This window comes from Pedobacter nutrimenti (assembly GCF_003208655.1).
GTDB classification, from domain to species: domain Bacteria; phylum Bacteroidota; class Bacteroidia; order Sphingobacteriales; family Sphingobacteriaceae; genus Pedobacter; species Pedobacter nutrimenti.
This window is the reverse complement of record NZ_QKLU01000011.1, coordinates 91962-114247: the sequence shown is the minus strand read 5'-3', so window position 1 is coordinate 114247 and position 22286 is coordinate 91962. Positions and strand designations below refer to the sequence as shown.

The window sequence follows — 22286 nt, the reverse complement described above, 5'->3', positions numbered from 1 at the left end:
AGCTGGTTACAGCGATTACAATTTATCGCTGGCGTCTTTACAATTAAGGTCTTCAAATGCCTGTGTTAAACGTTTAACAAAAGCCTCTTCTCCTTTACGCAACCAAACGCGGGGATCATAATATTTTTTGTTTGGTTTGTCTTCTCCGTCTGGATTTCCAATCTGTCCCTGCAGATAAGCCTCGTTTGCTTTATAATAATCCAGAATACCTTCCCAGAATGCCCATTGCATATCTGTATCAATATTCATTTTTATGGCTCCATAAGAAATCGCTTCCCTGATCTCTTCCTGAGAAGAACCCGAACCACCATGGAATACAAAGTTAATTGGTTTTTCAGCGCTTAAATTATATTTCTCCCTGATGAAATCCTGTGAATTTTTAAGAATAACAGGCTGTAGCTTTACATTACCTGGTTTATATACCCCGTGAACATTACCAAAGGCGGCAGCAACGGTAAATTTATCGCTTACTTTACTCAACTCTTCGTAAGCGTATGCCACTTCTGAAGGTTGGGTATACAATTTAGAACTGTCTACATCACTGTTGTCCACACCATCTTCCTCGCCCCCGGTTACCCCCAGTTCAATTTCAATGGTCATTCCCATTTTTGCCATACGGGCCAGGTATTTTGCTGAAATTTCCATGTTTTCTTCAATAGGTTCTTCTGAAAGGTCCAGCATATGTGAAGAAAACAGGGGTTTACCATGTTCAGCAAAAAATTGTTCACCGTGATCGAGTAATCCGTCAATCCAAGGGAGCAGTTTTTTTGCAGCATGATCGGTATGCAGCACTACGGCTACTCCATAATGTTCTGCAAGTAAATGAACATGTTTAGCTGCTGAGACAGCGCCCAGTACACATGCTTTAAGGTTATCATTGTTCAATGTTTTACCCGCATAGAACTGGGCGCCTCCATTGGACAATTGAATCATAACAGGTGAATTTACAGCCTTTGCTGTTTCCATTACTGCGTTAATGGTATTGGTACCCGTAACATTTACCGCAGGTAATGCAAACTGATGTTTTTTAGCCTGCTCAAACAACTCCTGAACGGCATCTCCGTAAATTACTCCTTTGTAGCCTTTTAAACTCATTTTTCTAATTTTTGTATATGCCGAAGTTATGAAAAATATAACTTAAGGCAAATCCGGCCCCGTTATAATTTTAATTAAAAAAGAGTTTAAATAGATAATTGTATAAATTTCAAACAGGGTTTAAACTATCGCAAACTGTTAAGATTTTTTTTTGTTTCTTTGTAGTCGCATTTTTCAACTAATAACATGGCTTGGTTTAAGAGAGAAAAAAAGGGTATCAGTACACTCACAGAAGAAAAAAAGGAAGCGCCTGACGGTTTATGGAACAAGTGTCCTAATTGTAAGAAAGCATTGCATAGCGCAGACCTTATCGAAAATAAATATGTTTGTCATTATTGTGACTATCACTTAAGAATAGGTTCAAAGGAGTATTTCCAGGTTTTATTTGACAACAATCAGTTTAAAGAGCTGTTTGAAGGCTTAAGATCAGGAGATCCATTAAACTTCACCGACAGCAAACCTTATACGGAAAGGTTAATCGACAGCATTCATAAAACCGGATTAAATGATGCCATCAGGGCTGCACATGGAAAGATTGAAGGAGAAGATCTGGTTGTGGCTTGCATGGACTTTAATTTTATCGGTGGGTCCATGGGTTCTGTAGTCGGCGAAAAGATAGCCCGCTCCATAGATTACAGCATCAAACATAAAATTCCTTTCCTGATGATTTCCAAATCGGGCGGGGCAAGGATGATGGAAGCAGCCTTTTCTTTAATGCAAATGGCTAAAACTTCTGCCAAACTCGCTTTACTGAGCCAGGCCAAAATCCCATATATTTCTTTATTGACCGATCCGACTACCGGTGGCGTTACCGCTTCTTATGCCATGCTGGGTGATATTAATATTGCAGAACCCGGTGCTTTGATCGGATTTGCAGGACCAAGGGTCATAAAGGAAACCATTAAAAAAGACTTACCAAAAGGCTTTCAGACCTCAGAATTTGTACTGGAACATGGCTTTTTAGACTTCATTGTAGACAGAAGAGCCATGAAAGCCAGATTGGCAACTTTTCTGAAAATGATGAAAAACTAATACAGTTTATAAAAAAGGCCCGTTTGATACGGGCCTTTTTTGTTTATTTTATGTATTTTCTTCCTTGTTTACGTTATATCTTTTTCAAGCTGGTATACACATCTGGACCGTTTCTATCGTCTTGATGTTCAACTAGCATTGTACATGGTAAACCTTTGCCTTTACACTTTTTACTAATTTTTCAAAGTCAGGGGTATTCGGATCCAAATCTGTTTTACTGCTCATCAGGCGTAAAGGATAACTTACACCCGCTTCCCTGTAAGAAGGTTGCCTATAGTCATAATCCAGTAACACCATGCCCAGCCTTTGGTAAAACATCACCCTTCTGCGGGCATCTTCATTATCCGGGGGTTCTACTTCCAGGAGCAAATCTGCCTCTGCCGCATTCAGATAATGTTTGATGACCCTGCTGCCATAATTTTTGCCCCTTTCTGTTACAGAAACTGCAAAATGCTCTATAAATGCCCAGTTCCCCATCTTCCACCAGATGATAAAACCAATGGTCTGCCCTTCATCCCTGATGCAGTCCAGGAACATGTCAGGTTCTTTTTCAAGCAAGTAAAGCAGCTGCTGCCATTCCCTACGTTCTTTTACAGGAAAAGCTTGCTGATAAAGCTCCCGGACAAAAAACAATTCCGGGTCCAGCGGATCATAGATTCTGTGATATTCCATTTTGTTTTTTAATAAAAAAGCCCCGAATCCTATCCGGGGCTTCAGTTTTTTATGCACCTTAAAAGTTTAAGCGCTTACATTTTGTTCCACAATATGCTTCACTTTATCTACAACAAAATCCAGCTCCTGTTTGGTGTTCAGTTTACTGAAAGAGAAACGCACTGAAGGCCTGTTGGGGTCGGCAGCTATTCCGGTAAGCACATGTGAACCAATATTTGAACCTGAAGAACATGCACTGCCGCCAGAAGCCGAGATGCCGTTAATATCAAGGTTAAACAACAGCATGTCTCCCATTTCCATTTCAGGAAAAGAGACATTCAATACCGTATAAAGGCTCTTATCTGCATCGGTTTCACCATTGAAAGCAATTCCCGGAACTTCTGCACTCAGCTTTTCTTTCAGATAGGTCTTTAACCCCTGTATGTAATTCTGGTGCTCTTCCATTTCTGCATAAGCCATTTCCAGTGCTTTCGCCAAACCCACAATGCCATATACATTTTCAGTACCACCACGCATATTACGTTCCTGGGCACCACCAAAAATCATCGGACTGATTTTGATGTCATGATTGACATACAAAAAGCCCACCCCTTTGGGGCCATGCAATTTATGTGCTGCACAAACCACAAAATGAGCTTTGATTTTGCGGACATCATGTACATAGTGTCCCATCGTTTGTACGGTATCACAATGATAAATCGCATTATAGCTTTCGCAAAGGTTACCTACCCGTTCAATATCTGTTAAAGTACCCAGTTCGTTATTGGCATGCATCAACGAAACAAAGGAACGTTCATTATCTTTTAGCAATTGCTCCAGGTGATCGTAATCGATATTTCCCTTTGCATCAATGTTCACAAAACTCAGTTTATCGATCACACCCGTTTTCAACAACATATCCAGGGTGTGTTCAACGGCATGATGTTCAATTTTAGAGGTAATGGCATGCTTAAGCCCGAAAGCCTGGATGCCACAACGTATGGCTGTATTATCGGCCTCTGTTCCACCTGAAGTAAAAAAGATCTCAGCAGGTACAGCATTCAGTAAACCGGCTACGGTTTTACGGGCTTTCTCAATCAATGTTCTCACTTCACGGCCCTGTGCATGGATAGAGGAAGGATTTCCATAATAATTATCCATTACATTTACCATTTCCGCCATCACCTGTTTATCCAGGGGTGTGGTTGCGGCATTGTCTAAATAGATTCTGTCCATCTTTTTAGTTCAGTTTTAATATTTCTTTGATATCAGAGATAATTTTTGAAGCCAGGTTTTCTGCAACAGTTTCATTCTGGGCCTCGCTGTAAATCCTGATGATCGGCTCTGTATTAGACCTTCTTAAATGTACCCATTCATGGTCAAATTCAATTTTCAGCCCATCTATTGTACTATGGGGTTGCCCTTTATACTTTTCCTGAACCTTAACCAGCAAGGCATCAATATCCATCTCCGGAGTTAAGGTAATCTTATTTTTTGAAATGTGGTAATTCGGATAACTGCTCCTGAGCAGGGAAACAGATTTTCCAAATTTAGCCAGATGGGTCAAAAACAAAGCAATACCAACAAGGGCATCTCTTCCGTAATGAGATTCCTGATAAATGATCCCTCCGTTACCTTCACCCCCTATAATTGCCCCCGTTTCTTTCATTTTGTTCACCACGTTCACCTCTCCCACCGCTGCTGCGTTATAAGTACCACCGGCTTTTTCGGTGACGTCCCTCAAAGCCCTGGTAGAAGACAGATTGGAAACCGTATTTCCAGGTGTATTTTTAAGAATATAATCCGCTACTGCAACCAGCGTATATTCTTCTCCGAACATACTTCCATCCTCACAAACAAAACATAACCTGTCTACATCCGGATCTACCACAATACCCAGGTCTGCATTTTTTGCCTGTACCACTTTTGCAATTTCTGTCAGGTTTTCCGGAAGCGGTTCCGGATTATGCGGAAAATCCCCATCAGGAGTGCAATACAATTCATGAATCGTTTTCACACCCAGTGCTTTTAAAAGCGCAGGCACAAAAATTCCACCCGTAGAATTTACACAATCTATGGCAATTTTAAAATTGGCTTTTTTAATGGCTTCTACATCCACCAGTGGTAAGGCCAGTACAGCATCGATGTGTTTTTGAAGGTAAGAATCATCTGTCCTTACTTTGCCCAGTTCATTTACATCCGCAAAGCTGAATTCGGCACTTTCTGCCATCTCCAGAATTGCCTTACCTTCGGCATCACTGATAAATTCGCCTTTGGAATTGAGTAATTTCAATGCATTCCATTGTTTTGGATTATGGCTTGCCGTTAAAATAATACCTCCACCCGCGGCTTCCATAGGGACTGCAATTTCAACCGTTGGTGTTGTGGAAAGACCAATATCAACCACTTCAATACCAAGTCCCTGAAGGGTACCCAGCACCAGGTTATTGACCATCTCGCCAGATATACGGGCATCTCTGCCCACCACAATTTTTTTAATATTGGTCTGGGCAACAACCCATGAACCATAGGCCGCTGTGAATTTTACGATATCGATCGGGGTTAAACCGTTTCCGGCAATTCCGCCAATGGTTCCCCTGATTCCGGAAATAGATTTTATTAATGTCAATTTGTTAAATTTTATAGGTTCAAAAATAAGAAAAAATTAAGAAGCCCCGTTAGTAAAAGCAGAAGTGATTGTATCATTTTAAGCATAAAAAGCATTCCGCTGACATAAATAATCCACGGGGTTGCATTTCAAAATACTATATTTGCCTATTCTTTAAAACACTAAATACTGGCTCTATGCAGCGTAAATGGTTTCAATATTGGTTTAACTCCCCTTATTATCACATACTTTACAGTCAGCGCAATGATGAAGAAGCAGAATTTCTGATTGACAATCTTTCTGCCTATCTGAAACCTGCAGCGCATTCCAGGATTTTAGATATTGCCTGTGGAAGGGGCCGTCATGCCATTTACCTGAATAAAAAAGGATATGATGTTACCGGGATAGATCTTTCCGAACAGAGCATTAAATATGCACAGCAATTTGAACAAAAACACCTTCACTTTTTTGTTCATGACATGCGCAAACTTTCCTTCATCAATTATTTTGACCTTTCGCTCAATCTGTTTACAAGTTTTGGCTATTTTGATACAGAAAAAGATCATGTCAATGCGTTGAAAGCATTCCGGAAAGGCCTTAAAGAAGACGGCACCCTGGTTATTGATTACTTCAATACCGGAAAGATCATCCGCAACCTGACCAGCCAGGAAACCAAAACCGTAGAAGGCATAGAATTTCATTTGCATAAATTTGTTTCCGAAGGGAAAATCATCAAACATATTAATTTTGAACATCGTGCGAAGCAATTTGCTTTTGAAGAACGAGTACAGGCCTTTACCCTCGAAGACTTTGAACGGATGTTTCATAAAAGTGGTTTGCAGATCAGTGCAAAATTTGGAGATTATTCCCTTGGTCCTTATGACCAGCAGCAATCAGACCGCTTAATTTTAGTCTGTAAAAAAGCATGATGGATGCCTTACTTCATTTTGACCATGAACTCTTTTTAAAGATACACAGGGGGCTTTCCAACGGTTTCTTTGACTGGCTGATGCCTTTAATGCGCAACCGCTATTTCTGGACCCCACTTTATCTTTTCATTGTGGTGTTCTGTATAAAAGAATATAAGAAAAAAGGATTTTACATCATTGGAATGATCCTGCTCACTTTTGCCATCGGAGATATGTTTTCTTCCAGACTGATTAAACCCTTTGTGGCTAGAATCAGGCCCTGCAACGATCCGGCACTGGTCCATGACATCATTCACCGTGTACCCTGCGGAAGTGGCTATAGCTTTCCTTCGGCGCATGCCACCAACCATTTTGCCATAGCTGTATTTCTTATTGTCCTCTTTTATGAGCGCTGGAAACCTGTTCTTCCCCTTGGGCTTGCCTGGGCATTCATCATCTCCTTTGCACAAATCTATGTAGGTGTCCATTATCCCATTGATACGCTAGCAGGCGCCATTTTAGGCACAACAGTTGGACTACTCACGGCTTTTACCTATAAAAAATTTATACAACACCGCATCTAATGGAAATCTGGAAATTATTGGTTTTATTCTTTTGTGCATTTTTTGGCGGGACTGCAATATTCCTGGTCAAAAGTGATAAATCGCAATTATTGAAGCTCATTCTTTCCTTTAGCGGTGCCTATCTTTTTGCGATTACCGTTTTACACCTCATTCCCGATGCCTACAGCGGATCAGATGCCCGTGAAATAGGTGTTTTTATTTTAATCGGCTTTTTATTGCAGGTTTTTCTGGAGCAATTTTCTGAAGGTGTGGAACATGGTCATATCCATAAGCACAATGAAAACCATGTTTTCCCTTATGGAATTATGATCAGCCTTTGCCTGCACGCTTTTCTGGAAGGCATGCCCCTTGCGAAAGAACATCATAATGAGCTGATCTTTGGAATTGCCCTGCATCATATTCCGGCCGCCTTTGCACTGGCCAGCATTCTGTTGCAAAATCATTACAAACCGGCTAAAATCCTTTTTTATATCGCCGTATTTGCTATTATGGCCCCTATAGGTTTTTATGTCAGCACCGGACTCAGCAATGGAAGCATAGGTGGTTTAGAGGCCTATTTCAACAAGATGATGGGCGTGGTTATTGGTATTTTTCTTCACATTTCGACCACCATCCTCTTTGAATCAAGTGTTGACCATAAAGTGAGCAAAAGAAAAATGATAGCCGTTTTATTAGGCGTATGTATTGCGCTGGTTGGTTATTACGGTTCCGGTCACTGATCCCTTAATTTATCCAGCAGGTAATTCAGCTGCGAGGCCTCCTCTTCGGTCAGGTTGGCAGAAGCCATAGCCGAAAGGTCTATTGCCGCATCCATTTGATGGAGCAGCTGCAGCCCTTTTTCGCTGATTAATATATCTACAGCCCGTTTATCGGCGTAATTCACTTTTTTCAGGACCAGTTTTTTTTGCACCAGGCGTTCTACAATCCTGGAAGCATCACACATTTTATCCAGCATCCTGGATTTAATCAGGTTAATGGTAGATGCCCTTGGGTGCTGGCCCCGCAAAATTCTAAGTACGTTAAACTGCTGTGAAGTAATATCAAAGGGGCCAACCGTCTGTTTCATCTGGTCATTGCACCAATTACTGGTGAGCACTATATTGACAACCACCTCCTGAAATACGCTTTCAAATTTTGATGGCCTGGTTTGGTTCTGCAATTGCATATTGATTATATATTCTCTTTTTTATCCCGGGGGGATTTCTTTTTCTGTCCGTATTTCCATGGACAATGGCGGCATTTATTTTTACAGCAGGAACCTCTTTTCAGATGATAGGCTTCTGTAAAAACCATTAAACCGTCCTCATTAAAATAGAAATCAACCCCCTCTTCCATCAATCAAGCAATTTAACGACCAAACTTTCTTTATAATGATCTCTGAGTTGGATACCGCTGCCATGCGTAGTCCAGACTTCAGCCGGTTTCACTTCACTAATGGTCCTGATAATCTCATTCCAGTCCGCATGATCAGAGACATACAACTGCATCTGGTTACTCCGCTGAAGATCCTTCCAACCGGTAGCAAACACCTTTACCACATTCATTACCTTGATGTTACTGTTAAAAACCACAGGAGGAACCAGATACACCAAAGGGCGGGAACTGCTTTTCAAAAACTTTTTATCGAAAAGCTCATAAGCTCCCATAGAGATTCCTTCCTGCTCATAAATGCGGATAAAAGGCAAAAGACTATGGTGGACTACTATCCTTTTTTCTATACAATACCTATTGATCAGACTGATCAGTCTCTGGCTTTTGCCCAGGACATAGGCCCCAAGCATAATGTTCAGTTCTGTAGTATTCAATTTACCGATTTCCTGTTCTGCAGCAGGATGCATTGTTTCAGGGTCAGCGAAAGTTGTTTCGGTGATCAGCACATCTGCCTGCACAAATTCGAAAGCTTCACAGGTCGGATCTTCCTGTAATTTATAATCTCCGGTATACAAATACCGGGTTCCGTTGTAACACATCAAGACCTGGGCAGAGCCCAGCATGTGGCCGGCTGGAAAAAAAAATAGCTCCACCCCATTAATTTCAAAGGCCTGGCCGTACTTTTTGATCAAAAAAGTTCCTGCAGCCTCTTCCTTATACCGGTAGGTTATAAAGAGCGAGGTGGGCTTTGTACAATAAACTTTTGCATTGCCGGCAATGGCATGGTCGGCATGCGCATGGGAAATCACCGCATGCTGCACCGGTTGCTTTGGATCGAGGTAAAAATCACCATAAGAACAGTACAGCCCTTTTGGGGTCTGTACAATGAAATCCGCCAATATCATAACCCGCTTATAAATTGATGATGCAGGTCTAAAACCTGCAGAATAACAGAATGGTCTTGTTGGTTGAGCAGAATATAATCTGTCATTTTCATTTTTTCTTCGTCACTCATCTGCTTATCCATCCTGGCCCTAACCTGCTGCTCGCTTACCCCATCCCGTTCCATGACCCGCTGAATCCGCACCTGGGTTTCCGCAGTGACCAATATGTTCCGGTCACACATTTTATAGGAACCACTTTCAAACAATAAAGCCGCTTCTTTTAAAACATAAGGACAGTCTGCAGGGACTTCAGCAACCCAATGGTCAAAGGCCCGGAATACTGCCGGATGGACCAGTGCATTTAATTTGGCCAGCTCTGCGGCATTATTGAATACGATGCCCGCAATATATTTATTATCCAGGCTTCCATCCTCCCTGTAGCTCTGCGGCCCAAAAGTTTCTTTCAGCCCAGCCACAAGAATTGGATCACTGACCATAATTTGTTTGGCCACATCGTCCGCAAAAAACACAGGAACCCCTAAAGTCTGAAAAACACGGCAAACGGTTGTTTTTCCACTGCCTATCCCTCCTGTTACGCCTATTTTTAACATTATTTTTGTATAATAAAATCAACTTTGACCGGTTCTATTTTAATTACCCTGCAGTAATCCGGAAAGCGTGAAAGTTTAACCATCAACTGATGATGGTGCAATAGTTTCCATTCGTCCAGGTCTACCACAGCATCTATAAAGTCTTCGTTAACCTGCTGATAGCCAGACAAGGCCACCAGAAAGGTAATCCTTACTTTTTTGGGATAAATCTTTACGTTCAGGTATTCTTTATTGTTAATGACCTTTACAGGAACATCGAGCGTCTTTTCTGTAAATTCATCTACAGGAACCTTCACTTCAACACTACCAGGAAAAATACTTACATTTTTATAATTGCTTTGCTTCATCGCAATCCTTGCACTCAGGGGATTTTGTATATTCTTTACAGACAGGGTATCGGTTTTCCAGGATGTAATTTTTTCCAGTTCCTGCTGGGGACCGGAAACCGTAACCTGCTCAGGGCTCAGTTTAATATCTCCGGAAATGCCATACTGCTTAACAAAGTCTAAATTTGACACCAATTGAACCGGAACTTTTTTAACCGTTCTTTTGGAGAAATCAAAGTATAAGGTATCTGGTTTTACAGAAATGATTTTTTGTGAAGTTTCCAGTTGCCGGTTTACATTGTACAACTGCTCAGAAAAAAGAATAAAATTCCTGTTGTTCAGCTTTTCCAGACTAATGGAAATGGATTGGGGATTGATTCTTAAGCGTGCAAAAAGAAGTTGCCAACCTGTACCTTCCACCTGCAGGTCAACAGTATCCGACTGTAAAGGGTGAAAAGCTTTTTTTTGGGGGACATTTGTATACACCAATACTGTTTTAGCTGTATAAATGTATTTTTTATTCAGGGACAGAAAAAGCCAGCCCCCTACTGCAAACAGCAGACAGATCACTAAAGCCAGGAAACGCTTTCGCTCTACTTTTGTTAATTTAATGATCGGCATAAAGCAAATTTAATAAAAAAAGCCGCTCTGTTAAGGTAGCGGCTTTTTTATATTCCTTCAGACTACGCTTTAGGCTGGGCTGCTTTTGTAGCATCAAGTGAAACCGCTGTTTTGTCAAACCTGATTTTGGTACCACCTTCAACTTCAATCAGAAAGGTAGTCTCATTCATATCTGCAATTCTTCCGTGTATACCGGCAGTGGTTACAATTTTATCTCCTTTTTTAAGCTCTTCCACTAATTTTTTATGGTCTTTGGCTTTTTTAAGCTGTGGTCTGATCATAAAGAAGTAAAACACCACCATGATCAACACCATAGGAACCAGTGTACCCAACATTCCATTCCCGCCTGCTTGTAAAATTACTATTGCTGTATTCATATTATTTCTGTTTTGTTATTTTAATACTATGGTTCTGTAACCTCACCTTTTAAATGGACTTCATTGATTTCCGGATTTGCATTCGAGGTAACGGTAATGACTTTATCCTGTATGCCCATTTTACCCGTGCTGTTAAACACCACTTTGATGATCCCCTCATCTCCCGGTTTAACAGGTGCTTTAGGAATCTCGGGAATGGTACATCCACAGGTTGCTGTCGCATTGGAGATGATTAAAGGGGTTTTACCGGTATTGCGGAATTTAAAGTCATAATGAACCTTTTCACCTTGTTTGATTTTTCCAAAATCATAACTTTCCTTTTCAAAAGTTAGGATTGCAGCATCCGGGGCAGCAGGAACTTTTGCTCCTGCAGAAATGCTTTTACCGTCTTTGGCTTTGTCCTGATTTGCAGTGCCCTGCTGACAGGCTGCAAAAATCGTTACAGCCAGAAAACCTGTTAAAATCTGTTTTTTATTCATTACTCATCAATTAATCCTCTTCCAATTTTTTTAATGCTGTTGCTCCGTTTAAGGTCACCTAAAATCTTGTCCAGGATCCCATTGATAAACGAATTGCTTTTTGGCGTGCTGTAATCCTTGGACAGGTCCAGGTACTCATTAATGGTGACCTTTACTGGGATGGATGGAAAATTCAGCAATTCACAAATGGCCATTTTCATTAATATCGTATCCATTAAAGCAATCCGTTCAGACTCCCAGTTTTTGGTGCGTTCTGCAATCAGTTCCTGATACTTGTCGTAATTCTTTAAAGTATAGGTAAACAGGTCCTGAACAAATTTACTGTCTTCGGGCCAATCCAGACTGATCGGTGTCAGCTTATTTTCAAAAGGATCTTCTGAAGTAAAATTTTTCAGCGTCTTGGCCACCATTCCCTGCATCACTTCCTTATCTACCGACCAATTGATAAAGCGGTCTTCAAAGGCCTGGATAATATTCTGGCTTTTCAGAATGATTTTCCTGAAAATAAACTTTATAATTTCTTTAGACTCTTCCAGACCTTCATTATCCCCTGCAAGATAAGCCGCATATTCCGGTGTACTTTTCAGTTTGTTGTAAATGGTTTTGATAAAATCCGGTTCTGCATTCCAGTTGATCTGGTATTTATTTACAGCGGCCTGAAATTCAGGGTTTTTCTGCAACAGGACAATAAATCTATTATGGAGCAGTTTTTGGTTCGGGTTCAGATCTTCCTCAGTTGGAAAATGCTTATTGGATCTTTCAATGGCATCAACAGCAGTATACTCTGTAATTTCAGAGATCAACGCCAGCATCCTGACGTACATCTCATATACGTCATCAATACTTTTCATCAAAGCCTTTTTTGATGAAAGCAGATCTTTCTTATCTGCCATTTGCCAAGCAAAAACATTTTGCAAAGCTTTAATTCTTAAGTGCCTTCTATTTAACATGAATGTAAGAACGAGTGGTAAATTTACCGGTTTATTTATTTTATTTATGGATTAAAACGATGATTTTATTCTTTTAATATCTGCAATTCTCTGTTCGGCGATGGTATTTGCTGCAAGTATGGTCGGGATATTATCTTTTTTAGACATCCTGATCACATTTCTGGTGGCTTCGTAAATATTTTCAGTCAGTTGTATGGTCCGTTTTTTCCCAAAACCAGTCAGTTCAGAATAACAATTAATCAGTCCGCCTGCATTGATCAGGTAATCGGGTGCAAAAAGTATGTTTTTTTCCAGAAGCAAATTGCCATGTTTTTGTTCATCGGCCAATTGGTTATTGGCAGAACCGGCAATGATGGCAAACTTCATTTTAGCAATCGTTTTGTCGTTGACTGTTGCCCCCAGTGCACAAGGCGCATAAATATCTGCATCGAGTGTAAATATTTTATCTGCCTCGACAGGCTTTGCTTTATACTTTCTGGCCACATACTGCAGGCGCTCCTCGTTGATGTCACTGATAAATACCTCCACATTGTCATTGCGCAGCAATTCTACCAGATGTTCCCCGACATTGCCAATACCCTGCACCACAACCGATCTTCCAGCCAGCATGTCTGTTCCAAAAACTTCTTTTACGCAAGCTTTAATTCCCAGATATACACCTTTGGCCGTATAAGGGGAAGGGTCTCCTGCGCCTCCTATAGATTCGGGTACACCGGTCACATGACTGGTTTCCATACGGATGTACTCCATATCCTTTGTGGTGGTACCCACATCTTCAGCGGTAATGAACTCCCCGTTCAGGTTTTTAATATAACGCCCGTAACTCCTCATCATAGCCTCGGATTTTCCTTTTCTGGAATCCCCGATGATCACTGCTTTACCTCCGCCCAGGTTCAGCCCGGTAATGGCCGCTTTATAAGTCATTCCCCTGGACAACCTCAGCACATCTTCGAGTGCTTCAGCTTCAGATTGATAATTCCACATGCGGGTCCCCCCTAGTGCAGGGCCTAATGTGGTGTCATGAACGGCGATAATTGCTTTTAAGCCTGTATCCGGGTCATTACAGAATACAACTTTTTTATGACCCAATGCGCTTAACTGATCTAAGATTGAAGTTACGACGGAGCTATTGTCAGACATAGGTTTATTTTATACAGATACCTCGCAAAACTAGCATAAAAAAACATTATTTTACCTAGTTTTAACGAAAGTGTTAAAAAAAAACAGGGGCATTTGTCTAACTTTACCTCCGCATGAAACACCTTCGTTTTTTAAACAAGTACTTCTATAAATACAAATGGTGGATTATTCCCGGGATCTTCTTTGTCATTATCTCCAATATTTTTGGCGTGGTCCCTGCCCAGGTAATTGGTCATGCCTTTAACCTGATCACTGAAAACATACAGATTTATCATCTTTTTGCTGGTTTCGAGCGTCAATCTATTATATACAGCCTGTTCAGTTACAGCTTGTTTTATTTTGGTGCAATTGTACTGGTCCTCTACCTGATCCGGGGGCTGTTCCTCTTTTTTATGCGCCAAACCATTATCCTGATGTCCAGACATATTGAGTTTGACATGAAAAATGCCATTTATGCCCATTATCAGAAATTAAGCCTTGGTTTTTACCGAAGGAACAACACCGGTGACCTGATGAACAGGGCTACCGAAGATGTCAACCGGGTGAGGATGTATGTCGGCCCGGCCATTATGTATACGATCAATACCGCGGTACTGTTTCTATTGATCATTTCGTCCATGTATTCAGTCAATGCCACCCTGGCCACTTTTTGTCTGCTTCCATTGCCCGTTCTTGTGGTCACCATTTATTTTGTCAATACCCTGATCAATAAAAAAAGTGAAGAGATCCAGCAGCAATTGTCCAGACTTTCCAGTTTTGTACAGGAAAGGTTCTCAGGAATAAGGGTCATCAAATCATATGTCCGGGAGGACCATACCAAAAAAGTATTTGCCGGCGAAAGCGAGGCTTATAAAAAAAACTCGATGGGACTGGTGAAAGTGCAGGCCTTTTTTTATCCGACCATGCTGCTACTAGTGGGTTTAAGCACCATTTTAACCGTGTATATTGGCGGGAAACAGGTCATCAGCGGCTCCATCACAGCAGGAAACATCGCAGAGTTTATTGTTTATGTAAACCAGCTTACTTTCCCCGTGACCATGCTTGGCTGGGTCACCACACTCATTCAAAGGGCTGCTGCCTCACAGAAAAGAATCAATGAATTTTTGGAACTCAAACCAGATATTGTTTCAGGGACAATGGAACTGAAAAGCTTTGAAGGGAATATCCGTTTTGATCAGGTCAGTTTCACCTATCCCGATACAGGCATTACCGCGCTAAAAAATGTCAGCTTCGAGATCAAAAAGGGACAGTTTGCAGCTATTATCGGACGGACCGGTTCAGGCAAGTCCACCCTGGCCAATCTGATGATGCGCATGTACGATGTAGACTCAGGCAACATTACTATAGACCGGCATCCGATCAAAAACCTGCAGCTTGGTCCTTACCGCAACCAGATAGGTTTTGTTCCCCAGGAAGTTTTTCTGTTTTCGGACACCATTAAAAACAACATTGCCTTTGGCCTGGACCAGGTTGAACAACAGGAAGTGGAAATGGCGGCCCGGAATGCAGCCGTTTATCAGAACATCATCAATTTCGATCTCAAATTCGAAACCATGCTGGGTGAAAGGGGAATTACCCTCTCTGGCGGGCAAAAACAGCGTGTTTCGATCGCCAGGGCCTTAATTAAAGAACCGGGGATCCTGATCTTTGACGATTGTCTTTCGGCAGTAGACACCAAAACTGAAGAAGAAATTTTGGGTAACCTGGGCAGGATCATGAAAGGGAAAACCAGTATTTTAATTGCACACCGGATTTCTACCATTAAAAACGCTGATGTGATTATTGTACTGGAAGATGGTCAGATTATTGAGCAAGGCACCCATCAGGAATTACTGGAGCTCAATGGCAGCTATAAAGAAATGTACCAGAATCAACTGTTGGAAGAAGAATCTACAACCGCAACGGAGCTTTAAAAGGAAAATATTCCTGGCTTAAACAAATTCGAAAGGTCTTTTTTGGAAAACTTAAATGGGCAAAACTGAAGGAATTTGAAAAAAAACAAACAATTTTATATTAAATTAAAAATTTCTGTTTAATTTCTATTTTGAAGTTTAATAATTATTGCTTTATATTTACCCGAACCAAAAACCAAGATCAGTACCAACCATGGGAGAATTTGACAACAAAGAGAGAGAAGAGGTTTTTTCTAAGAAAGTAAGAGCAGGTAAAAGAACTTATTTTTTCGATGTAAAAGCAACGCGTTCAGGAGATTATTACCTAACCTTAACTGAAAGTAAAAAAAGACTTGAAGACGGCGTATTTGTAAAGCATAAGATCTTTTTATACAAAGAAGATTTCGAAAAATTCGCGGAAGGTCTAAATGAAACGGTAGACTATATTAAAAGTCATCAGGAAGTTATAGAAAAACGTTACGAATATTCTGAAAATCAGGAAGGAAGCAGCTCTAAAGGAGCAGACGACTTTTCTTTCTAAATTATATGATCAAAAAAAAGCCCCTGCATGCAGGGGCTTTTTTTATGCTTAATTTTAAAAAAATGAAAAGATCAGTCCTGCTGCTGGTCCTGGGCATTTGTTCCACCGGCCTTTTCGCACAAAAAGAAAAAACAGATTTGAAATTATCCGGAATGCTGACTGAACTGACCAGGGGTTTCCAGGGCCAGGTAGGCATTTATGTTAAAAATCTCAAAACAGGTAAATCAGCAGGATTTAATGCCGATAGCATTTTTCCAACAGCAAGTATGGTCAAAGTCCCCATTACTTCGGGTGTTTTCAACAAAATTGTGCACAAAGAGCTAGATTACCGGAGCACATTGATCTATAAAGACAGTTTACTCTATGCCGGTGAAGATATTCTGGGAAGTTTTAAAAACAACGAAAAAATAGCCCTCAGTAAGGTCCTGATGCTCATGATCACTACCAGCGACAATACGGCCAGTTTGTGGTGCCAATCGCTTGCAGGAGGCGGTACAGCAATCAACAAACTGATGGAGGAAAATGGGCTTCAGTTTACACGGGTCAATTCCCGGACCCCGGGAAGAGAAGCCAACCGGAAACAGTATGGCTGGGGCCAAACCACTCCCCGGGAAATGGCCACTTTGCTCAGTCTGATCAGGCAGGGCAAACTGATCAGCCCGGCGGCCTCAGAAAGGATTTACCGGAACCTGATCCGTATTTATTTTGATCAGGTTGCCTTGTCTGAGATTCCACCATATATACAGGTCGCTTCCAAATCCGGTGCGGTCGATGAGGCCAGATCGGAAGTTGCCCTGGTCAATGCCCCCCATGGGGATTATGTGTTTTGTATTACGACCAAAAACCAAAAGGATACTTCCTGGAACAGCAGCAATGAAGGCTGGGCCCTGATCAGAAAATTAAGCAGCATGCTCTGGAACTATTTTGAACCTGGCTCCAAATGGCAGCCCCCTGCCGGGATGGAACAGTTCAATTTAAACCAGCCCTAACCTTGTGTAAACTTCTGCTGCAGGTTTTTCAGCTGCCGGCCAATCTGCCCTGAAATTTCTATCTCTTTATGCCCAGCTGTTAACTTTGCCAGTTCATTCATTACAGATAAGCCCAGTTGTATGTCCGGCACATAGTCCTGCTGAAATTCCGGTTTCAGTGTACTCATATACATCAGTTCCTGCTGGATAAAATCAACCGTCTGCCGCGTCATTTTATTTGCCCTGAGCTGATCTCCTTGGTTGTACAGGTTATTGATGGTATAAAAACGGGTCAGCGTATCACGAATAGAATATTTTTTCAGAGGCAGTTCATTAACGCTTTTCACCATTAAACGATGAGCAGCTTCTTTTTTCCCCTCTTTAAGTAAATTCTCAGCCAGTGTATTGTTCAGTCTCCAGGTTTGTTCAACCACCCTTCTGCTTTCCGGATCCAGGTAAGCGGCTTTTTTGAAGCCACTGAAATCCATTTTATTCATGACATTGGCATACATTACATCAGAATTGCTCCGTTCTTCTTTGGTATCCTTTTCATTGGCTCTTTTATAAGGCAGCAGGCGATAAGCATAACCTTCCAGGTAAAGATAATTGTCCAGTCCCATATAGGTATCCTGGCTTACTGAGGTTTCAAAATATACCGGCCTTTTCCAGTCATTGTGCAACAAGATATCAAGAATAGCCAAATCGGGCTTGGTGAGGTACTTTTTTGTAAAAGCCCATTCCATTACCGGTGCTAGTTTGGCTTCATCTGCCTTTTTAAAAGCACCCGATTTAAGGAGTTTTTCTTTGTCAATACTGAGCTTTAATTTCCGGGCCGGCATAAAATTAGAAAGCGTACCATCATTCATTTCAATTTGATCTTCTTTCTGGTCTGAAGTCAGGACCGCAAAAAGGTCTTTTAACTCCACGCTGTCCTTCAGGCCATAATCCACATAGGGGAGAATGTCCCTTACGCCTTCCTTATAAGTATCCGCTTTCATGCTGATGGGCAGCGCGGCTGCATTCCCCAGGTGCTTTTTCATTTGGCTGATGTAAGACGCATCGGCAAGGTACTGGATGTTGACCACTCTTACATCTGTCCTGAAACCTTCCACCTCCTGGGCATACCACAAAGGAAAAGTATCATTATCGGCCGTCACAAATAAAATCGCATTCTTTTCGCAGGAATTCAGGTAGTTCTTTGCCAAGGTCAGCGCTGTGGTTTTACCGGAGCGGTTATGATCGTCCCAGCCCTGGCTTCCCATCAGAAAAGGGACCAGCAAAGCCACAAGCACGGCCATTGCCAAACTCCATTTAGGCGCTGCCCAGCGCCCGGCCAGTTCTTTTAAACCCAGAACCCCAAGGCCTATCCAGATTGCAAAAGCGTAAAAGGACCCTACATAGGCGTAATCCCTTTCCCTTACCTGTAAAGGGTCCTGGTTGAGATACAGGATAATCGCCAGTCCGGTACAAAAAAACAGTACGGCCAGTACAATACTTACCGCTTTGTTTTTTCTGAAAACATACACCATTCCAATCAGTCCCAGTATCAGCGGCAAAGCATAAAACACATTATGACCTTCATTTTTCAAAACTGATTCTGGAAGCCCTTTCTGGCTGCCCAACCTATGCTGATCGACTGCACTGATGCCTGAAATCCAGTTTCCGTCCTGAACACCACCCTGACTTTGCTGGTCATTCTGTTTCCCGGCAAAATTCCATAAAAAGTAACGCCAGTACATAAAACCCATTTGATAGGAGTTAAAAAAGCCCAGGTTTGTCCAGAAAGTGGGGTGCTCCCCTTCTGCCAGATTTGCCCACTGCTGATAAAACTGCACATGATCTGCCCGGCTGCTGTACATCCGGGGAAAAAGTTCATTTTTATCGTAAATGGTTTTATAGGTTTTCCCGCTTTCCTCATATTTTTCTTTTCCTTTTCTATAAGTAGAACCTGTAACGGTATTGTCAACAACTTTTGAGTCAAAGCTTTGTCCATATAACAATGGGGTGGCCTCATAATTGGTACGCCCCAGATAGTTGTATAATGAAAAAGCGTTGTCCGGATTGCTCAGGTTCAGGTTGGTTTTGGCATTGGCCCTAATCAGAATCAAAAAATAAGAACTAAAACCCATTAAAACGCAAGTCAGACAAAGCAGGCCAAGGTTCAGGTTGTATTTTCTTTTTTTGACGGAAAACACAATTCCGGCAGTTAAGCCTGCAGCCAGCAGCAACATAAAAAAGGCAGCCCCGCTTCCAAAGGCAAAACCCAGGACATTGACAAAAAACAGGTCTGATTTAGCCGCCAGCAATACCAGGTACTGGATCAGGAAAAACTGTACAAAACCTAAAATGGCACAACCCAAAACAAAAGCTTTAAGTACCCCTTTCCAGTTTACACTATTTGCCTTTTTAAAATAATACACCAGTACCACCGCCGGAATAGTGAGCAAACTCAGCAAATGTACCCCTATAGATAAACCAATCATCAATGCAATAAAAACCAGCCAGCGGTCTTCCATTGTTCTTTCCCATTTTAAAATGGCCCAGAAAGCAATAGCTGTAAAAAGCATGGAAAGGGCATACACCTCAGATTCCACTGCCGAAAACCAAAAGGTATCCGAAAAGGTAAAAGCCAAAGCTCCAATCCCTCCGGCAGCCAACCTGGCCCAGACATCAGTTTTCGCTTCACCTGGTTTTATCCTTGCCGCCAGGGCGGTAATGGTCCAGAACAAAAACATAATGGTGGCAGCACTGGCCACAACAGAAACGAAATTTGTCCAGTACGCAACCTTAGCTGTATTTCCTGCAGACAACAAAGAAAAAGCTTTACCAATCATCAGAAATAATGGTGCCCCGGGCTGATGGCCGACCTGCAGCTTATAGGCAGCGGAAATAAACTCCCCGCAATCCCAGAAACTCATGGTGGGTTCCATGGTTAATCCGTATACGATTAAGGCCGTTCCAAAAAAAGTAAAACCCAGGAGATTGTTGATGCGCTGAGCGTTGTTCATAAGCTATAGTTGAGTTGGTTCCCTCAAAAATACCAGAACATCAAGGCTTTAATTGTTAATTTGTGTTAAAGAATGTTAAATTCCGAACATAGCCTACATGTTTAGCCAGGCTTTAAAGGCCTCGGCCCTTTCTTCTGTGACCAATACCTGTACATGGTTTTCAGGTTCCGGGTCCAGGATTACCCTGACCCTGTTTCTGGATACCTTAAACATTTCTTTAATAGAGGAAATATGAATAATAAATTTCCGGTTGATCCTGAAAAAATCAGCAGAAGACAACTGGGGTTCCAGACTGGTAATGGTTTCCTCGATAATATAGCCCTGACCTTCTCTGGTTACTAAAAAAAGGTATTTGTCATCTGCCATAAAATAAGCAATTTCTGCGGCCTGAACCGCCTTTAAACGGGTCCCTGTTTTTACCATAAACCGGGTTCTGGGCGGCCCATGCTGAACAGGAACACCCTGCCGCAGATTTTCCACCTTTTTAATGGCCTGCCGCACATCCTGCAAGTCAAAAGGCTTAAGCAGGTAATCCACGCCCTGATGTTTAAAAGCTTTAAGAGTGTACTGGTCGTAGGCTGTGGTAAAAACCACCGGACTGCTAATCCCCACCTGACGAAAAATATCAAAACTCTCCCCATCCCCTAAGTGGATGTCCATGAATACCAGATCGGCCTGGTGCTGCCGGAACCAGCTTACCGCCGAGGAGACGGTTTCCAGTATGGCCAGTATCTCCACCCCCGGCACGGCTTCCATTAGCATGCTTTTGAGTTCAAGGGCGGCAAGCTCTTCGTCTTCTATGATCAGTACAGTCATGTTAATGGGGAAATAACCTGCTGTAAATTTAAAAAAAAACTCCGGTCTGTTAAAGAAACCGGAGCCAATAGTAATATTCACCTAACCTAATATAACCTATTGTAATAAATTTGGATTGTTTGCAATCGCTTCTTTTGGAAACCTGATGGTATACCTTGGATCATTTTTTTGCAGGATATAGTCTTTACCCTCCATGCTGTGCAGCAGCTGAGGTTGTCCGTAACGCCTTAAGTCATACCACCTGTGCCCTTCCAGGGCAAGCTCTCTTTCCCTTTCAGCCAGAATTTCGGTCATCAGGTCTTGATTGCTTAAAGCAGATATCCTTATTTTTTCAGCAGCAAAGTAAGCTGGTTTTAAGCGTTTTACTTTTAAAGCCAGCAACCTTTGCAGGGCCAGCTCTTTATTGCCTGTCTGTAAAGCAGACTCCGCGGCAATCAGGTACATTTCTCCATTACGGAAAGTGATTTTTAAAGCATTTGAATTTCCTTTGACCGATACATAATTTGCGCCGGATTTACTAAAAAACAGGGCAAAGCGGAGGTCATTGTCCTGATTGTAAACGCCCAGTAAATGATCAGTTATCGTAGCCGATCTCGAAATTTTAGCATCCATTGCATCTTCCAGGGACTGAATGTTCTCCTTAGACTGGTAATTGTTTGGCAACAAACTGCCCGCAACATTCAGGTCTTCGAGTTGGTCGTTGGACTGCAATACATTCTGGGCAGCAGTTAGTGCTTTGTCCCATTCTCCCCTGAACTGAAAAATTCTTGCCGCTAGGGCCCAGCCAGCTCTTTTGCTGAAACGGTAATTTTTACCCGTTTCCCAGGCATCGACATTCAGCAAAGCCTGTCCTGCACTTAGATCAGATAAAATTTGCGTATATACAGCATCTACACTGGAAGGTGCGTATTTTTGCTCCAGATCTATTGTCGTAGAAATAGGAATACCCCGGTCCGTTGCTGCAGTTGCTTTATTGTAAGGTTTTGCATACAAGTTCAACAGTTCAAAATGCGCATAAGCACGTAGCAGGTAAGCTTCTCCTTTCATCTGATTGGTTTCTGCTCCAGGTCCGACCTTTGCTTCCACATCTGCAATCACTTCATTTGCATAAAAAATATTCGTATAAAACTGCAGATAAGGAAAGGATACCGTTTGTCCGCTTGAATTGACGTCGTCCCAGATATAAATACCTTTAATGTCAGTAAAGTCTGCACTATTTTCGTTGGGTTTCATCTCATCGGCACGCAGGGACAATAAGGTTTTATGTTTAGGAAAGTTCGCGTAGGCAGAAGTCAGTAATGCCCTGAAATCTTCTGCTGTATGCGGGATTACCCTTCCCACAGGTTCTATATCTAAATATTTTTTACAACTGCTGAGGCTTACAGTAAGTACAAAAGCACTCAATATCATCATTCTTTTCATCG

Annotated in this window: 23 protein-coding genes; 7 read left to right on the top strand and 16 right to left on the bottom strand. The window is 41.8% G+C overall.

The genetic code is table 11. The annotated features are described in order from the left end of the window. Positions 1 to 15 precede the first annotated feature (15 nt). The gene (gene fbaA / locus B0O44_RS23745) at positions 16 to 1095 is read right to left on the bottom strand and encodes a class II fructose-bisphosphate aldolase (protein ID WP_110834592.1); all 1080 of its coding nucleotides are present in this window, start codon (positions 1093 to 1095) and stop codon (positions 16 to 18) included. Between the two features lie 186 nt (positions 1096 to 1281). On the opposite strand from fbaA, the gene accD reads away from it, so the two are divergent. After that, entirely contained in the window at positions 1282 to 2127 is an 846-nt protein-coding gene (accD, locus tag B0O44_RS23740; protein ID WP_110834591.1) for an acetyl-CoA carboxylase, carboxyltransferase subunit beta, read from the top strand. A gap of 132 nt (positions 2128 to 2259) precedes the next feature. Here the strand turns inward: accD and B0O44_RS23735 are convergent, their stop codons facing one another. From B0O44_RS23735 to glmM, 3 genes are all read right to left on the bottom strand, one after another. After that, on the bottom strand, positions 2260 to 2799 hold the full coding sequence (locus B0O44_RS23735; protein WP_146229895.1) for a GNAT family N-acetyltransferase: 540 nt from the start codon (positions 2797 to 2799) through the stop codon (positions 2260 to 2262). Positions 2800 to 2865: 66 nt separating this feature from the next. Further along, complete coding sequence (locus B0O44_RS23730; RefSeq protein ID WP_110834589.1) at positions 2866 to 4014, bottom strand: cysteine desulfurase family protein; 1149 nt, start codon at positions 4012 to 4014, stop codon at positions 2866 to 2868. A 4-nt stretch (positions 4015 to 4018) separates the two neighbouring features. After that, complete coding sequence (gene glmM, locus B0O44_RS23725; protein WP_110834588.1) at positions 4019 to 5407, bottom strand: phosphoglucosamine mutase; 1389 nt, start codon at positions 5405 to 5407, stop codon at positions 4019 to 4021. 176 nt (positions 5408 to 5583) lie between these two features. Between glmM and B0O44_RS23720 the strand changes: the two genes are divergently transcribed. From B0O44_RS23720 to B0O44_RS23710, 3 genes are read left to right on the top strand one after another with little or no spacing between them, the layout of a single operon-like run. After that, positions 5584 to 6315 (top strand): class I SAM-dependent methyltransferase, encoded by a 732-nt coding sequence (locus B0O44_RS23720; RefSeq protein ID WP_110834587.1) that lies wholly within the window; start codon positions 5584 to 5586, stop codon positions 6313 to 6315. Beyond that, a complete protein-coding gene (locus B0O44_RS23715) occupies positions 6312 to 6878 on the top strand; it encodes a phosphatase PAP2 family protein (RefSeq protein WP_110834586.1) in 567 nt (188 codons plus the stop codon). Before B0O44_RS23720 ends, B0O44_RS23715 begins: the two co-directional genes overlap by 4 nt. Further along, on the top strand, positions 6878 to 7597 hold the full coding sequence (locus tag B0O44_RS23710; RefSeq protein ID WP_110834585.1) for a ZIP family metal transporter: 720 nt from the start codon (positions 6878 to 6880) through the stop codon (positions 7595 to 7597). The genes B0O44_RS23715 and B0O44_RS23710 overlap by 1 nt, the downstream gene beginning before the upstream one ends. Here the strand turns inward: B0O44_RS23710 and B0O44_RS23705 are convergent. From B0O44_RS23705 to B0O44_RS23670, 9 genes are all read right to left on the bottom strand, one after another. Continuing rightward, complete coding sequence (locus B0O44_RS23705; RefSeq protein WP_110834584.1) at positions 7591 to 8043, bottom strand: MarR family winged helix-turn-helix transcriptional regulator; 453 nt, start codon at positions 8041 to 8043, stop codon at positions 7591 to 7593. The genes B0O44_RS23710 and B0O44_RS23705 overlap by 7 nt on opposite strands. A 5-nt stretch (positions 8044 to 8048) precedes the next feature. Beyond that, positions 8049 to 8213, bottom strand: coding sequence for a DUF5522 domain-containing protein (locus tag B0O44_RS25040; protein ID WP_170123400.1), 165 nt, complete (start codon positions 8211 to 8213; stop codon positions 8049 to 8051). Then, positions 8213 to 9154 (bottom strand): MBL fold metallo-hydrolase, encoded by a 942-nt coding sequence (locus B0O44_RS23700; protein WP_110834583.1) that lies wholly within the window; start codon positions 9152 to 9154, stop codon positions 8213 to 8215. Before B0O44_RS23700 ends, B0O44_RS25040 begins: the two co-directional genes overlap by 1 nt. Then, positions 9151 to 9744 carry a dephospho-CoA kinase gene (gene coaE, locus B0O44_RS23695; RefSeq protein ID WP_110834582.1) on the bottom strand — a complete coding sequence of 198 codons (594 nt, stop codon included), beginning with the start codon at positions 9742 to 9744 and terminating at the stop codon, positions 9151 to 9153. Before coaE ends, B0O44_RS23700 begins: the two co-directional genes overlap by 4 nt. Beyond that, positions 9744 to 10691, bottom strand: a complete 948-nt coding sequence (locus B0O44_RS23690; RefSeq protein ID WP_110834581.1) for a CdaR family protein — start codon at positions 10689 to 10691, stop codon at positions 9744 to 9746. Before B0O44_RS23690 ends, coaE begins: the two co-directional genes overlap by 1 nt. A 62-nt stretch (positions 10692 to 10753) precedes the next feature. Next, positions 10754 to 11068, bottom strand: a complete 315-nt coding sequence (gene yajC / locus B0O44_RS23685) for a preprotein translocase subunit YajC (protein WP_110834580.1) — start codon at positions 11066 to 11068, stop codon at positions 10754 to 10756. Positions 11069 to 11094: 26 nt separating this feature from the next. Beyond that, the gene (locus B0O44_RS23680; protein WP_110834579.1) at positions 11095 to 11547 is read right to left on the bottom strand and encodes a DUF1573 domain-containing protein; all 453 of its coding nucleotides are present in this window, start codon (positions 11545 to 11547) and stop codon (positions 11095 to 11097) included. Then, a complete protein-coding gene (gene nusB, locus B0O44_RS23675; RefSeq protein ID WP_110834578.1) occupies positions 11547 to 12497 on the bottom strand; it encodes a transcription antitermination factor NusB in 951 nt (316 codons plus the stop codon). Before nusB ends, B0O44_RS23680 begins: the two co-directional genes overlap by 1 nt. Before the next feature lie 51 nt (positions 12498 to 12548). Further along, positions 12549 to 13637, bottom strand: a complete 1089-nt coding sequence (locus tag B0O44_RS23670; protein WP_110834577.1) for a Glu/Leu/Phe/Val family dehydrogenase — start codon at positions 13635 to 13637, stop codon at positions 12549 to 12551. 113 nt (positions 13638 to 13750) lie between these two features. On the opposite strand from B0O44_RS23670, the gene B0O44_RS23665 reads away from it, so the two are divergent. From B0O44_RS23665 to B0O44_RS23655, 3 genes are all read left to right on the top strand, one after another. After that, entirely contained in the window at positions 13751 to 15550 is a 1800-nt protein-coding gene (locus B0O44_RS23665) for an ABC transporter ATP-binding protein (protein WP_110834576.1), read from the top strand. Positions 15551 to 15743: 193 nt separating this feature from the next. Continuing rightward, positions 15744 to 16070 carry a DUF3276 family protein gene (locus tag B0O44_RS23660; protein WP_110834575.1) on the top strand — a complete coding sequence of 109 codons (327 nt, stop codon included), beginning with the start codon at positions 15744 to 15746 and terminating at the stop codon, positions 16068 to 16070. A 62-nt stretch (positions 16071 to 16132) separates the two neighbouring features. After that, positions 16133 to 17059, top strand: coding sequence for a serine hydrolase (locus B0O44_RS23655; protein ID WP_110834670.1), 927 nt, complete (start codon positions 16133 to 16135; stop codon positions 17057 to 17059). Here the strand turns inward: B0O44_RS23655 and B0O44_RS23650 are convergent. The 3 genes from B0O44_RS23650 to B0O44_RS23640 form a co-directional block, all read right to left on the bottom strand. After that, positions 17056 to 20046 carry a glycosyltransferase family 117 protein gene (locus tag B0O44_RS23650; protein WP_110834574.1) on the bottom strand — a complete coding sequence of 997 codons (2991 nt, stop codon included), beginning with the start codon at positions 20044 to 20046 and terminating at the stop codon, positions 17056 to 17058. The two genes, B0O44_RS23655 and B0O44_RS23650, sit on opposite strands and share 4 nt — an antisense overlap. A gap of 93 nt (positions 20047 to 20139) precedes the next feature. Beyond that, positions 20140 to 20862, bottom strand: a complete 723-nt coding sequence (locus tag B0O44_RS23645) for a LytR/AlgR family response regulator transcription factor (RefSeq protein ID WP_110834669.1) — start codon at positions 20860 to 20862, stop codon at positions 20140 to 20142. A 96-nt stretch (positions 20863 to 20958) separates the two neighbouring features. Then, positions 20959 to 22284 carry a RagB/SusD family nutrient uptake outer membrane protein gene (locus B0O44_RS23640; RefSeq protein ID WP_110834573.1) on the bottom strand — a complete coding sequence of 442 codons (1326 nt, stop codon included), beginning with the start codon at positions 22282 to 22284 and terminating at the stop codon, positions 20959 to 20961. Between the last annotated feature and the right edge of the window lie 2 nt (positions 22285 to 22286).

Excerpts from the sequence above, each read along its gene's own strand:
- B0O44_RS23645 (WP_110834669.1), bottom strand. The coding sequence starts at position 20,862 with ATGACTGTACTGATCATAGAAGACGAAGAGCTTGCCGCCCTTGAACTC.
- B0O44_RS23720 (WP_110834587.1), top strand. The coding sequence starts at position 5,584 with ATGCAGCGTAAATGGTTTCAATATTGGTTTAACTCCCCTTATTATCAC.
- B0O44_RS23655 (WP_110834670.1), top strand. The coding sequence starts at position 16,133 with ATGAAAAGATCAGTCCTGCTGCTGGTCCTGGGCATTTGTTCCACCGGC.
- B0O44_RS23650 (WP_110834574.1), bottom strand. The coding sequence starts at position 20,046 with ATGAACAACGCTCAGCGCATCAACAATCTCCTGGGTTTTACTTTTTTT.
- B0O44_RS23700 (WP_110834583.1), bottom strand. The coding sequence starts at position 9,154 with ATGATATTGGCGGATTTCATTGTACAGACCCCAAAAGGGCTGTACTGT.
- accD (WP_110834591.1), top strand. The coding sequence starts at position 1,282 with ATGGCTTGGTTTAAGAGAGAAAAAAAGGGTATCAGTACACTCACAGAA.
- B0O44_RS23680 (WP_110834579.1), bottom strand. The coding sequence starts at position 11,547 with ATGAATAAAAAACAGATTTTAACAGGTTTTCTGGCTGTAACGATTTTT.
- B0O44_RS23670 (WP_110834577.1), bottom strand. The coding sequence starts at position 13,637 with ATGTCTGACAATAGCTCCGTCGTAACTTCAATCTTAGATCAGTTAAGC.
- B0O44_RS23660 (WP_110834575.1), top strand. The coding sequence starts at position 15,744 with ATGGGAGAATTTGACAACAAAGAGAGAGAAGAGGTTTTTTCTAAGAAA.
- B0O44_RS23710 (WP_110834585.1), top strand. The coding sequence starts at position 6,878 with ATGGAAATCTGGAAATTATTGGTTTTATTCTTTTGTGCATTTTTTGGC.
- B0O44_RS23690 (WP_110834581.1), bottom strand. The coding sequence starts at position 10,691 with ATGCCGATCATTAAATTAACAAAAGTAGAGCGAAAGCGTTTCCTGGCT.
- B0O44_RS23735 (WP_146229895.1), bottom strand. The coding sequence starts at position 2,799 with ATGGAATATCACAGAATCTATGATCCGCTGGACCCGGAATTGTTTTTT.
- coaE (WP_110834582.1), bottom strand. The coding sequence starts at position 9,744 with ATGTTAAAAATAGGCGTAACAGGAGGGATAGGCAGTGGAAAAACAACC.
- B0O44_RS23665 (WP_110834576.1), top strand. The coding sequence starts at position 13,751 with ATGAAACACCTTCGTTTTTTAAACAAGTACTTCTATAAATACAAATGG.
- B0O44_RS23705 (WP_110834584.1), bottom strand. The coding sequence starts at position 8,043 with ATGCAATTGCAGAACCAAACCAGGCCATCAAAATTTGAAAGCGTATTT.
- B0O44_RS23730 (WP_110834589.1), bottom strand. The coding sequence starts at position 4,014 with ATGGACAGAATCTATTTAGACAATGCCGCAACCACACCCCTGGATAAA.
- B0O44_RS23640 (WP_110834573.1), bottom strand. The coding sequence starts at position 22,284 with ATGAAAAGAATGATGATATTGAGTGCTTTTGTACTTACTGTAAGCCTC.
- fbaA (WP_110834592.1), bottom strand. The coding sequence starts at position 1,095 with ATGAGTTTAAAAGGCTACAAAGGAGTAATTTACGGAGATGCCGTTCAG.
- B0O44_RS25040 (WP_170123400.1), bottom strand. The coding sequence starts at position 8,213 with ATGGAAGAGGGGGTTGATTTCTATTTTAATGAGGACGGTTTAATGGTT.
- yajC (WP_110834580.1), bottom strand. The coding sequence starts at position 11,068 with ATGAATACAGCAATAGTAATTTTACAAGCAGGCGGGAATGGAATGTTG.
- B0O44_RS23715 (WP_110834586.1), top strand. The coding sequence starts at position 6,312 with ATGATGGATGCCTTACTTCATTTTGACCATGAACTCTTTTTAAAGATA.
- nusB (WP_110834578.1), bottom strand. The coding sequence starts at position 12,497 with ATGTTAAATAGAAGGCACTTAAGAATTAAAGCTTTGCAAAATGTTTTT.